The sequence below is a fragment of the Bacteriovorax sp. DB6_IX genome (assembly GCF_000447775.1).
GTDB lineage: Bacteria > Bdellovibrionota > Bacteriovoracia > Bacteriovoracales > Bacteriovoracaceae > Halobacteriovorax_A.
Genome location: NZ_AUNJ01000318.1, coordinates 1 through 11,147 on the forward strand (window position 1 = coordinate 1; position 11,147 = coordinate 11,147).

General features: G+C 36.4%; 14 protein-coding genes and 1 tRNA gene. 11 read left to right on the top strand and 4 right to left on the bottom strand.

The window, feature by feature from the left end; all coding sequences use genetic code 11:
* On the top strand, positions 1-195 hold a 195-nt coding region (locus tag M901_RS18025), incomplete at its 5' end, for a hypothetical protein (RefSeq protein ID WP_034721625.1).
* Positions 196-373: 178 nt separating this feature from the next.
* Here M901_RS18025 and M901_RS09570 read toward each other — a convergent pair.
* From M901_RS09570 to M901_RS09580, 3 genes are all read right to left on the bottom strand, one after another.
* A complete protein-coding gene (locus M901_RS09570) occupies positions 374-793 on the bottom strand; it encodes a hypothetical protein (protein ID WP_021277997.1) in 420 nt (139 codons plus the stop codon).
* A 105-nt stretch (positions 794-898) separates the two neighbouring features.
* A tRNA-Ile gene (locus tag M901_RS09575) sits at positions 899-975 on the bottom strand.
* Positions 976-1,053: 78 nt separating this feature from the next.
* Entirely contained in the window at positions 1,054-1,998 is a 945-nt protein-coding gene (locus tag M901_RS09580; protein ID WP_021278004.1) for a Gfo/Idh/MocA family protein, read from the bottom strand.
* Between the two features lie 128 nt (positions 1,999-2,126).
* Between M901_RS09580 and dapF the strand changes: the two genes are divergently transcribed.
* Genes dapF through M901_RS09610 form a run of 6 tightly spaced genes read left to right on the top strand, consistent with a single transcriptional unit; the run spans position 2,127 to position 7,153 of the window.
* Complete coding sequence (dapF, locus tag M901_RS09585; RefSeq protein ID WP_157679941.1) at positions 2,127-2,915, top strand: diaminopimelate epimerase; 789 nt, start codon at positions 2,127-2,129, stop codon at positions 2,913-2,915.
* Complete coding sequence (locus M901_RS09590; RefSeq protein ID WP_021278001.1) at positions 2,909-3,301, top strand: hypothetical protein; 393 nt, start codon at positions 2,909-2,911, stop codon at positions 3,299-3,301. Before dapF ends, M901_RS09590 begins: the two co-directional genes overlap by 7 nt.
* A gap of 3 nt (positions 3,302-3,304) precedes the next feature.
* Positions 3,305-4,081: a TlyA family RNA methyltransferase gene (locus M901_RS09595; protein ID WP_021278008.1), complete on the top strand. Its 777-nt coding sequence runs from the start codon at positions 3,305-3,307 to the stop codon at positions 4,079-4,081.
* Positions 4,078-4,602 carry a TIGR00730 family Rossman fold protein gene (locus M901_RS09600; protein ID WP_021277996.1) on the top strand — a complete coding sequence of 175 codons (525 nt, stop codon included), beginning with the start codon at positions 4,078-4,080 and terminating at the stop codon, positions 4,600-4,602. The genes M901_RS09595 and M901_RS09600 overlap by 4 nt, the downstream gene beginning before the upstream one ends.
* A gap of 21 nt (positions 4,603-4,623) precedes the next feature.
* Complete coding sequence (locus tag M901_RS09605; protein WP_021278000.1) at positions 4,624-6,069, top strand: hypothetical protein; 1,446 nt, start codon at positions 4,624-4,626, stop codon at positions 6,067-6,069.
* Positions 6,062-7,153 carry a radical SAM protein gene (locus M901_RS09610; protein WP_034721627.1) on the top strand — a complete coding sequence of 364 codons (1,092 nt, stop codon included), beginning with the start codon at positions 6,062-6,064 and terminating at the stop codon, positions 7,151-7,153. The genes M901_RS09605 and M901_RS09610 overlap by 8 nt, the downstream gene beginning before the upstream one ends.
* On the opposite strand, the gene M901_RS09615 is transcribed toward M901_RS09610, so the two are convergent.
* Positions 7,121-7,852 (bottom strand): bifunctional 2-polyprenyl-6-hydroxyphenol methylase/3-demethylubiquinol 3-O-methyltransferase UbiG, encoded by a 732-nt coding sequence (locus M901_RS09615; RefSeq protein ID WP_034721629.1) that lies wholly within the window; start codon positions 7,850-7,852, stop codon positions 7,121-7,123. The two genes, M901_RS09610 and M901_RS09615, sit on opposite strands and share 33 nt — an antisense overlap.
* 178 nt (positions 7,853-8,030) lie before the next feature.
* Here M901_RS09615 and M901_RS09620 point away from each other — a divergent pair, with 178 nt between their 5' ends.
* The 4 genes from M901_RS09620 to M901_RS09635 are packed head-to-tail and all read left to right on the top strand — an operon-like array spanning position 8,031 to position 11,143.
* A complete protein-coding gene (locus M901_RS09620; protein ID WP_021278002.1) occupies positions 8,031-8,726 on the top strand; it encodes a glycosyltransferase family 2 protein in 696 nt (231 codons plus the stop codon).
* Positions 8,727-8,733: 7 nt separating this feature from the next.
* The gene (locus M901_RS09625) at positions 8,734-10,086 is read left to right on the top strand and encodes a glycosyltransferase (protein ID WP_021277999.1); all 1,353 of its coding nucleotides are present in this window, start codon (positions 8,734-8,736) and stop codon (positions 10,084-10,086) included.
* A complete protein-coding gene (locus tag M901_RS09630) occupies positions 10,073-10,834 on the top strand; it encodes a radical SAM/SPASM domain-containing protein (RefSeq protein WP_021277998.1) in 762 nt (253 codons plus the stop codon). Before M901_RS09625 ends, M901_RS09630 begins: the two co-directional genes overlap by 14 nt.
* Positions 10,835-10,843: 9 nt before the next feature.
* Positions 10,844-11,143, top strand: a complete 300-nt coding sequence (locus M901_RS09635; protein WP_021278007.1) for a PqqD family protein — start codon at positions 10,844-10,846, stop codon at positions 11,141-11,143.
* The last annotated feature ends 4 nt before the right edge of the window (positions 11,144-11,147 follow it).

An 11,147-nucleotide genomic window follows, 5' to 3' on the forward strand; every position in this document is an offset into this window, starting at 1 on the left:
ATACTAACGGATGGAAGGCAGTTGTTTGAAAGCTCTTTAAATTTACAAGGTCAATTTCAATTCATGGAGAAGTTGAGGCAAGGGAAATATGTGCTTATTGTTAAGACGGATAATTGCGACGCAAGAAAAGAAATATTAATTACTACAAAGAGTAAGATGGATAAAATTAGGTTAACTTGTAATCCAAATAATTAATTTATTTATAGTAGTATCTAAAACCAAAAAATAATCTCTCTATAAATCTATCTTTTCCAATTTCGTGAAAAGTCATAGATGCATTAAATAAGAATTCATATCTAGGGTTAGAGACTTTGTTTAATAGTTCCCCTTTTTTGTTTACTCGGAATGAATTTGCAAATGCCTTCATAAGGTCTCAAATAATTAAGTGGTTAAGAGTTATTTCCCCTCCAATGGTAGGACCTAGAGAAATTTTAGAACTATTGATTCTATCCATGTATGTGAGTGTAGCACCACCAAATGCTTTAAAGGCCGGAGCTGTTTGGAATCCAGTTCTTGCGACATAACTCAAACTATACATTTTTCCATACTTGGCGGTTTCTCTCATATCTGAAAAGTCGAGTTGAATCTCATTTGATAGGTATCCAATTTTGAATTCTTTCCAGTGCTTTCCGTAGGAGAAGTACAAATTGTTTCCTGTAGATAAAAATCTTCGTCTACCAATTTCGCTATCAAATTTACCCATTACTTCAGTTTTACCATGACCAAAAGAGTAGTAAGAGTAGTCACTAGCAAATATATCAATTGAAAAAATTAGAGCGAATATAATTTTCATATAGTTACTGTACTCTAGGAGAGAATTTTAGGCAAAAAAAGCCCAATCCGAAGACTGGGCTTTTTAATGATCACTACTGGACAAAAATTCAACTAGTGACATGAATGGTGGGTCATGCAAGACTTGAACTTGCGACCACCCGGTTATGAGCCGGGGGCTCTAACCAACTGAGCTAATGACCCTCAATTAGTGAGATTATAAGATACTCTATTTGGGGGAGAAAATGCAAATCTTGGTGCGAAAAAAATGCGTTTTTTGAGTTAGGGAGCTTTGCGTAATATTGCGGGGAGATAGTAGACCTGTTCGCTGATGTCGATGAAGAAAGATTCTTTGTCGAGGACGCGGCGGGCGAAGTTGTCGAGTTCACTGCTGAGTTCATCGTTGTCGTTTTGTGGGAAGATCGTTGTGACTTCCCCTTGTTTGTCGGTGAGTAGAAGTTTATTTGAGTGGAGGGGTGCCTTGAGGATTCCACGTTCTCCCTCAATAATTACTGTTTCGTGATTATTCCACTTGTTCCAGTCGGCCTCAAAGTGCAGGAGAATATTATTGTCGAGTTCAAAATGACCGTAGGCGTAGTCTTCAACTTCGAGTGTTGGGTTAAAGGCCTTGGTTTTAACCTCGTATTTTTGGATATTTCCAAATATTCGACTTAGCCCGATAATTGTTGGACCTATTTCTAATAGGGCGCCGCCACTTGCGATGGAGTCGTTTGACTGCCAGCAGCTCTTTGTTTCAGAAATATTATGACCGAGGGAAACCTTAACAATATAGACTTTTCCGATGGTGTTTTCCATGAGTACTCTTTCAACTTCCTTTATTAAAGGATTGTATCTGATTGGGTTGGCGGGGCAGATAAAACCTAATTGGCCATGGTCTAGGTTTCGTAGAATTTCTAATTGTTCATTTGTTTTGACGAGTGGGGACTCGCATAAGACGTACTTATTTTTTTCTGAGAAATAGAGACTCAGGCTTAAATGAGAGTCATTTGATGTGCTTAGTATGACACCATCGTAGTCGAGAAGGTCAATATCTTCGAAGCGCTCGAGTATTTGAGCGTTGGGACAAAGCTTTGCTAAGTCCTTTGCAGCTTCCGTTTGAATGTCGTATAGCCCAACTATTTCAACAGCTTCTAGTTGGAGCGCGGCCTTGACTCGCTTGGTGCCAAAGTCTCCGCATCCTAAAAGGACTAACTTACATGGTTTCATAGGCGATCTCTTGATGATTATACACCTTTGATCGGCCCTAAATTAAGGGATTTACTGGTCAGTTAGGTGAATTTTTGAAAGAATTGAAGGTATAATGATAACTATCTGAATACTAAATGAACAAGGCCATGAAGTTGGATTTTTATAAGTATAGCTCGACAGGAAATGACTTTATTCTTCTCGATAATCGAGAGGGGAATCAGCCTGTAAGTGATAAAAATTATTGGCAAAAACTTTGCTCTCGCCGCACCTCAATTGGTGCTGATGGAGTGATCTTTGTTGAAAGTAGTGAAGCTCAAGATTTTCATATGAGATACCTTAATGCTGACGGTGGAGAGGTCTCAATGTGTGGGAATGGGACAAGAGCTATTGCACACTTCTTTAGATATTTGACTAAGACGCAAAAGAGCGAGTTAAGCTTCTCTACAATGAATGGTGTCTATCGTGCACAATTCGATGGGGAGCTGGTTTGGATAGAAATGACTGAAGCCTATGATCAGCAAATTGTGGATAACTCGCAATTATATTCTGAGCATAAGGGTTCATATTATATGAATACAGGTGTTCCACATTGTATTTATCTTGTCGATGATGTTGAGCTTGTTGATGTTTACGGTGCTGGTAAAGAGATCCGTTATCATGAGCTATTTGAGAATGGAGTTAACACAAACTTCATCTCAAAAATTTCTGATGGACAATATAAAGTCAGAACATATGAAAGAGGTGTTGAAGATGAGACGCTTTCATGTGGAACAGGAATTACTGCAAGTGCTCACTTCCTATGGAATGAAGGACATGAAAAGAACCAAGTTCTTGTTTTTCAAAGTAGAGGGGGAGAACTTACGGTGAAGAAAGAAAAAGATATTGTCTTCTTTGGTGGAGTGACCAAGATGATTTATAAAGGAAGTTTATGTTAAGAATTTTAGCTTTATTACTTTTGACCTTCGAAGTTTACGCTGTCATGTTCGTCGATATTGAAGTCACACATGAGAAAGGGCTTGGTAAAAAGATGATTCTTAAAAGCGAAATTATGAGTCGTGAAAGAGTCCAGCCTGGCAAGCCAATCACTCTTAGAATGAAGAACGGAATTCTTGTTGATCTTGAAGCTAAGTTTGCTGAAGATGTGGAAGAGTTGGGGCCTAGCTCTATTGTTGAAATGCAGGGCTCTCTTAAGAATACTGGTGTGGCACAAGCTGAGAAGACCTTTAAAATTGTTGTTAAGATTAATCATTCTGGTTCGATTGAATTAAAAGATGATCTTGGGCAAAAGACAACAATCAAAGTAACTCCAAGGGTAAAGTAGAAGATGGCAGATCGTCTTGATAAGAGATTAGTTGATCTAGGACTAATTGAAACTCGTTCTCAGGCCCAGCAACTGATAAAAGAGGGAGTTGTGCTTGTAGAAGGTGAAGTGATCCTTAAGCCTTCTTTCAAAACTCAATCAGAAGATATTATCATAAAGAAAGAAACTCTCTATGTTGGAAGAGGTGCTCATAAAGTTGAGGGGGCCTTAAAGCGTTTTAATATTAATCCAGAGAAGATGGTTGTTGCCGATGTTGGAGCATGTACTGGTGGGTTCACCGAGTATGTTTTAACTCGTGGGGCGACTAGAGTATTTGCTATTGATGTTGGACGTGATCAATTGGCGAAGAAGCTAGTAGAAGATGAGAGAGTTATAAACTTAGAAGGAACCAATATTCGTGATCTATGGGAGCTTGAAGAGCCTGCGGATCTCGCCGTTGTTGATCTCTCATTTATCTCTTTAAAACTTGTGATGGAGAATATTACTTCTCTACTTAAGGCCGATGGAAAAGTAGTTGCTCTAGTCAAGCCTCAGTTTGAAGTCGGAAAAGATAATATTGGAAAGAAGGGGTTAGTTAAGAATAACGAGATTGTTAAAACAACAATTTGCGATTTACTTAACTGGTGTAGTGAAAAAGGATTCTATATTCAAGACTTCTGTATCTCTCCTATAACGGGAAAAACGGGAAATACTGAGTATTTCTTTTATATTGATAAAGCTAAGAATTCTCATCTGATTGATGAGCAAAGAATAATGAAAGTAGTGGATGAAGGTTTATGAAAAATGTATGTGTTTTCTGTGGTTCAGCCTCAGGTAAAGGTGAAAGTTATATAGCAATGGCCAGAGATCTTGGTCAAAAGATTGTCTCTAATAATATGGGGCTCGTTTATGGTGGTGCTTCTATCGGTGTTATGGGGGCAGTTGCAGATAGTGTTTTAAAAGAAAATGGTGAAGTCATTGGTGTGATGCCAAAGAGTCTTGTTGACTGGGAAGTTGGACATGACGGACTAACTAAATTTGAGATGGTCGATAGTATGCATGAAAGAAAGCAAAAAATGTATGACTACTCAGATATCTTTGTGGCCATTCCTGGGGGAATGGGAACATTAGATGAATTATGTGAAATCGTGACTTGGGCACAACTTGAATATCATAAGAAGCCAATTTATCTCGTCAATTTTAATGGGTTCTTCGATGGTTTAATTCAACATTTTAAAAATGCTGTCAAAGAAGGCTTTTTAAAACAGGAACATATGGACTTAATTACTATTGTTGAGACTGTTGATCCGATTTTTGCATAGAACTGTGTTTTAATTGAAGAGATGATTAAACTCAGTAACTTGGCCCAACTTTTCTTTCTTCCCTTAGTTGCCTTTGGCAGTAATGGGATTGATTATTATAATCTCTATGATAACGGGATTGCACCTGAACCAAAGCAACAGGTTTGGGGAACATGTTGGGCATTCTCTTCAGTCTATAGCTTAGAAAGTGATTTAAACTCTAATGAAGCTTGGACTAATAGCACTTTAGAACCAAGAATTTTGTCACCATATCACATGGATAAGTTTAGCGGTTTCACAAGAAGTGGACATGATAAGCATGTGAATGACAGTTGGTATTCTGGACAAGGAAAAGAGTACCGTGGCTCAAATCTAGACAATCTTGAAGACGGATTGGTTGTTCACTTAGGTGGGGATTTTCATGCCGCCGCAGCATATCTCACAAATAATGGGGGAGCGGTTACAGCTTGGTCTTTACCAGAATTAAACTATGCAAATAAACCCCATCAAAAATTTTCTCAAATTACAAAACAAAGTTCTCGCTATCGAAGATATATGCCTCGAAGCATTCAGTGGTTAGAATTATCGAAAGATCATGTTACTGATCTTAAGCGTGCTATTATAAAAAATGGTGTTGTCTCGACAATGCAGTATATGCACCAAAAGCCGCGACTCTACTCAAGTGAAGGGCGTGAAATTCATTTCTATGGCGGTAATAAAAAGCCAAACCATGCCATCAATATTATTGGCTGGGATGATAAGATGGCCATGCCACCACTTCTTCCTGGGATGTGGATCGTTGTCGATAGTGATCATGTCGATGATTATGAAATACATATTGGGCAATTCTATATTCCATATGCTGATACATATGTTGGTCGAACAAATAAGTATGGCCCAGTTCAATTTACTGGTGTTCATGAAACGAATTTTAAATCGATCTATTCCCATGCAAGACATGGTTGGACAAATACCTTTTCAAGTTCTGATGAAGTCAAGAATAAGTACTTTGTTAAAAGTGGAGAGAGAATACAGTCTGTAGGGCTATATGCGACACAAGCTCAAGATGAGATTCTTGTAAAAGTTCAAGACCCTAGAGGGAGAGATCTTTGTGCACAGACTCAGCTAAGAAACAAAGACAAAGGCTTCTATCTTGTTAACTTGAGCTGCAAACCACACAGTGGTGAAGTTGATATTATCTTGGCCTCAAAATCAAAAGAATATGCAACAGATGGAACTAAACTCTTTGACCTGCTTCTTCAGTTAGGTTCAAAGGGAAGAGAGTTGCCGCCAGAGGGGGAGCCTGTACTTGTTAAATCAAAGTCACTTCCTTCACAGAGTTTCTACAAGAAAAATGGGAAATGGCGTGATTTGTACCACTATAAATGGACTTCTCTAGAAGTTCAGGGACGTAAAATTATCAGAGATAAATCGGCTAACTTTGCCATTAATCTCTATACAACGGACATTGGGAGTGATGATGAATAAGTATCATATGACTCCTTTGGAGATATTGGCAAAGTACTCTGAACTTGAATTGCCTGAGAACTTTTGTATTGTTCCTTTCACAAATGTTATTCTCAATCCGGATGGAGATATTTCCATTTGTCGACAAAAGGGAACAAAGCATGTTGTCGGAAGCTTAAAAGATAATACACTCGAAGAAATTTGGAATGGAGAGTACTTGCAAAAGTGGCGTCATGAATTTCTAAGTGGTGATGTGAAGATTTGTCAGAAGGAGATACAGGCAGATGCCTGTCATCTTAGTAGTGGGTCATATTTTTATATTGAAGAGATAAAATTTGATACTGAGATGAAAGAGTTGCCCGTGAAGCTTACAGCTAATTTCAATGGGCAATGTAATTTACGTTGTAAGATGTGTGATGTATGGACTCTTTCAAATGGTTTTTACGATAAGATTAATTATTGGGAAGAAATGCGTGAAAAGTTCTTTCCGTATGTTAAAGAGATTGAAATGCTTTCTGGGGAACCTTTTATTCAAAAGGATACTTGGAGGCTTATTGATGAAGTCTCAAAAATAAACCCTGATTGTGTATGGTCTTTTACAACGAATGGTCATTATAAGTTTTCAAATGAAATGTTTGAAAAGCTATCTAAAATAAAGATTAAAAATATTATCTATAGTATCGATTCATTAAGAGAAGAGCGTTATGCAAATATACGCCTTGGTGGAGATTTAAGGGTTGTTTTAAATTCTCTTGAGCAACTTAGGGACTTTAATCAAAAAGTCTTTAACGGCAATATTGCACTTACTTTACACTTTCTTGTGATGAAAGATAACACTGATGAACTAATAGATTTAATTGAGTTTTGTGATGACAAAGAGCTGATGCTAACACTTAATGTTCTTTATGACCCTGAAAGTGATTCAATTCTAGATTTAACGCAAAAGCAAAGAAAAGACTTTCTTGAAAACTATATTCCGAATGCAGAAGTAAAAGTTTTACAAAGACTGACTAGGGCCTTTGTTCCGGTGATAGAAAGTTTAAGTAAAGTGGACAAGGCTTATTACTATACTCTACTTAGAGATAGGCTTAACGATAACCTGTAGACGATTTCCGCGTTTAAAGAAGTTTCCAACTTTCCACATGGCTTGAGTTAATAGAGAAGGTCCTCCTCTTTCATAGTGACCTATGATTCCTTGGTTTCCTGTCCAATATTGAATAACTTCGAGATTAACTTCTTTAAATAGTTTTTGAATGTTCTTATGATCAAATTGCCAAAGATGATAAGGGAGTCCAAGTCCGTGTCCATACGGGATTTTAAAACCAAGAACATTGGGTACCTGAATATAAATGAAGCCATTTTTCGTTAACATTGATTTGGCCTTTTCTAACATTGCTTGTGGATTTGCAAAGTGTTCAAGTACATCAAACATAAAGAGCGCATCATATTTTTTATCTGTCTCAAAGCTCTCATAACTTTGAAGCCTAGCTTCTAATTCATACTTACTTTGACAATAATCAATGGCCGTCGACTCAATATCAATTCCTTCAACTTCGAGCTGGCAATGTTCTCTCAGATAGTTGGCCCAGAAACCATAACCGATACCAATATCTAAGGCTGAATTTAAAGGGAGATTATATTTTTGAATTCTCTCAAGGCGTTGTTGAAAAAAGTGATCAAAGACTTTTTGGTGTTTATCATAGAGATTGGGAACACTCCAAAACTCTACTTTAGCATCAGCACTTTGTTCTGAATCTTTAATAAAGTCTTCAACATCAAAATCAAACTCGTCGAGATAAACCAAATTACATTTTTGACATAGCATTAACCTATGTTCGTCTACCTGACGATAAAAACGACTTGATTCCGAGGAGTTACAGATGCAGCAATTATTCTTCATTATTCCCAAATTTGTGAAAATTGATTCATATTCTATGTTAGAATAATAACATAAATAAGAGAGTTAAATATATAGTATTATTATGAAAAGCATTGGTGTAGTTATTCCATTTCTCAATGAAGAAAAGGCGCTGGAAAGTGTTGTGAATTCGCTCACTTTTGCTTTGAAAAAGAATGAGATTCCCTATCAAGTTCTACTCGTAAATGATGGCTCAACGGATAATTCCGAAAAGATTGGAAATAGCTTAACTGCCGTCGATGGAAATATCGCTATCATTCATAATAAAACTCCAAAGAATATTGGTAATGCCTTTAAAGAAGGACTGCAATTTTTTGAGACAGATTTAATTTGCTGGATTCCAAGTGATGGAGAGATTCCTGCTCAGACAGTTATTGATTGCTATAACGTTGCAGTAGAATATGATTGTCCTTGCGTCTCTTATCCCTCAAATACTTTTGAAGTTAGAACACTACTGCGATCAGTTCTTTCTAGAGTATTTCAAGCTGGTTGTCGATTTGTTTTCAATGTACCAATTAAGTACTTTAATGGAATTACTGTCTACAAAAGATCAAATCTAAAGAAGCTTAATTTGATATCGAATGGTTTTACGATAAATCTAGAGTTGATCATTCGCCATGCCACTCACTTCTATGTTCCATTTAAAGAAGTTCCTTTTGAGCTGAATAAGAGATTAGGTGGAGAAGAGAAGGCCTTAAAGTTTGGAAATATTCTCAATGTACTTAAGTTTCTTTTCTTTCTAAAGCTTAAGTCGAAGTAGGTATCGTATGATCAATAATGAATATGATTCCTCATTTAGAAGTGTAAAGTTCCTCTACAAAAGAGTTACAGATATTTTAGAAAATCAATTTCAGTTAGATAACTTTTTTTGTCCAGACCTTGGTGAAGTATCATTTGAAGATTTAAATGTAGAGAGAACTGTAAATATATTAATGTTTGGCTCCTTCGTTAGGTCTTTCTTTGAACTGGGACACTGGCCTTTTAAATCAATTAGAATTTGGGTTTTAAGCCACTCTGTGAAAGGTTTCCTTATAAATGAATTTGGTCTAGATGATAAATCAATCTCTGTTATACCAAGAAACCTAATTCTTGATGGCATTGATTCTCCTGATATTGACTGGAAAGAGAATTTGGAGCTGATTTATGCGGGACGATTGAATGAGGCTAAAAATATTGAATGCTTAATTCATACCGTTCACAGTTTGCAAATGAAGTATGATCTGAATGTAAAGCTAACTCTGTTGGGAGACTTTGATCCTCAAGAGAAAGTCTACGTCGAGTATAAAAAGAGAGCACAGTTTAAAGTCGAAGTCATAAGCTTAATTGAATCTCTAAGTTGGAAACAAGCTCCACGAATTCTGCCATTTATTGAGCAAGACGAATGGACTAAGAAAGAATACGTTAATCCTGTCTTTATTAGTTTATCTACGAATATATTTGAAGACTATGGTGTTAGTGTTCAGCAGGCATTGAATGAAGGATGGCCAGTTATAGTCTCGGGCTGGGGTGGGCATCTCGATATTACCCAGGATCATTATCAAGTGCCTTACTCCCTAATAACGGCTTTTGATGAGTCTGCTTATAGAGGAGAGCAGATTGCTTCATATTTACTTGAGGCCAAGAAGATCCGTCATATTATTGATAGAGAGTTTTATCTCGCTGATACTGTAGAAATGATAGAAATAAATAAAATGAAGCATCGTGCTGTAAAACGCTATGGAGCTGCCGCTTTTAGCATAATGCGCTCAGAGTGGAATGAATTATTCTTCTCAAAAGAGGGGATTCAGTTCATTGAGCGTTATAGAAAGTCATTCACTCAAAAAGAGGCTCTGTGTCATGATGTTTTGATTGTTAGTGACTACTATAATAATAAGGACTTATTTCCCGATGTATTGGCATTTCTAGATGGGGCAATACAGAAGTCGATAGAAGAAAAGAAGGGATTGCTGATCTTCTCTTATATTGAGTTGTGCTCAAAAGAAGTTTGGGAAAAGATTATGAAATCTCAGCGGGTTTACTTAGGGATTCGTGACGTAAAAAACAAATTGAATACTTCTTATAATAAGTTGTGTGAACTATTTGAAGAAAAGGACATTGTGGTATTAGATGTCGGAAAATAAGAGGCTCTTTAAAATTGTAGAAATCGAAATTAATTCGAGATGTAATATGGCCTGCTCCTATTGTCCCAACTCTGTTGATGAAAGGGTTGAGCAAGGAGACATGGAAGATAAGACTTTTGAAAAGATTTTGGATTCATTGGAAGCGTCTGATTTTAGGGGGATTGTCTCCTTTCATTTTTATAATGAACCTCTATTATCAAAGAAGTTGGCACCTTTTGCTAAACTCTTAAAACAGCGTTTACCAAAAGTTCTCTTACAGATCTATTCGAATGGAACTTTATTAACTAAGAAGAAGTTTGATGAATTAAGAGAGGCTGGAGTTGATGCTTTTAATATTACAAAGCATGAAGACGTAAAGCCTAATTATATATTTGATAAAACATATGAAGAATTGAATGAAGAAGAAAGAAAGAGAGTGATTTATAATAATTACACTCAAATAGATATGAGTAATCGATCTGGAATTCTTGAAGATATTCAAAATGGTGCCGGAGAAAAAACTCCATGCCTCTTACCTTCTATTATGATGTCGATAACTCTTAAAGGAAATATACTTCCATGTTATGAAGATTTCTATCAAAAGCTAGTGATGGGAAATATACATCAAAATACGCTAGAAGAAATATGGTTTGGAGAGAAGTTTTCAAACTTTAGACAAGAATTACGTAAACCTGGTGGACGACTAAAGAATTCACCTTGCGATAAATGTAACTGTTTTAACTTACCAGTTTTTAGATATAACGATTGAGGATACAAAATGGAATTTGCAAACTTAAATGATTTAAAAGAATTTCAACTAAACTTAAGTGAAGAAGTCGTCACAAGAAAGAATAGTGATGGATCAATTATCTTAATGAAAATGGATGATGGAGATATCTTTTATAAAATGGAAGGTGTTTCGAGTGAAATCTATAAGAGACTCGAAGCGGGGAAAAGCCTCTTTGATGTTTCTAATGAAATTTTAGATGAATACGATGTTTCAGAGGAAACTCTAGTAGCAGACCTTTCAAAATTAATGAATGCCCTAACAAAGGTTGGATTAATTAGTTCAAACTAATAGG

Excerpts from the sequence above, each read along its gene's own strand:
- M901_RS09570 (WP_021277997.1), bottom strand. The coding sequence starts at position 793 with ATGAAAATTATATTCGCTCTAATTTTTTCAATTGATATATTTGCTAGT.
- M901_RS09580 (WP_021278004.1), bottom strand. The coding sequence starts at position 1,998 with ATGAAACCATGTAAGTTAGTCCTTTTAGGATGCGGAGACTTTGGCACC.
- dapF (WP_157679941.1), top strand. The coding sequence starts at position 2,127 with ATGAAGTTGGATTTTTATAAGTATAGCTCGACAGGAAATGACTTTATT.
- M901_RS09590 (WP_021278001.1), top strand. The coding sequence starts at position 2,909 with ATGTTAAGAATTTTAGCTTTATTACTTTTGACCTTCGAAGTTTACGCT.
- M901_RS09595 (WP_021278008.1), top strand. The coding sequence starts at position 3,305 with ATGGCAGATCGTCTTGATAAGAGATTAGTTGATCTAGGACTAATTGAA.
- M901_RS09600 (WP_021277996.1), top strand. The coding sequence starts at position 4,078 with ATGAAAAATGTATGTGTTTTCTGTGGTTCAGCCTCAGGTAAAGGTGAA.
- M901_RS09605 (WP_021278000.1), top strand. The coding sequence starts at position 4,624 with ATGATTAAACTCAGTAACTTGGCCCAACTTTTCTTTCTTCCCTTAGTT.
- M901_RS09610 (WP_034721627.1), top strand. The coding sequence starts at position 6,062 with ATGAATAAGTATCATATGACTCCTTTGGAGATATTGGCAAAGTACTCT.
- M901_RS09620 (WP_021278002.1), top strand. The coding sequence starts at position 8,031 with ATGAAAAGCATTGGTGTAGTTATTCCATTTCTCAATGAAGAAAAGGCG.
- M901_RS09625 (WP_021277999.1), top strand. The coding sequence starts at position 8,734 with ATGATCAATAATGAATATGATTCCTCATTTAGAAGTGTAAAGTTCCTC.
- M901_RS09630 (WP_021277998.1), top strand. The coding sequence starts at position 10,073 with ATGTCGGAAAATAAGAGGCTCTTTAAAATTGTAGAAATCGAAATTAAT.
- M901_RS09635 (WP_021278007.1), top strand. The coding sequence starts at position 10,844 with ATGGAATTTGCAAACTTAAATGATTTAAAAGAATTTCAACTAAACTTA.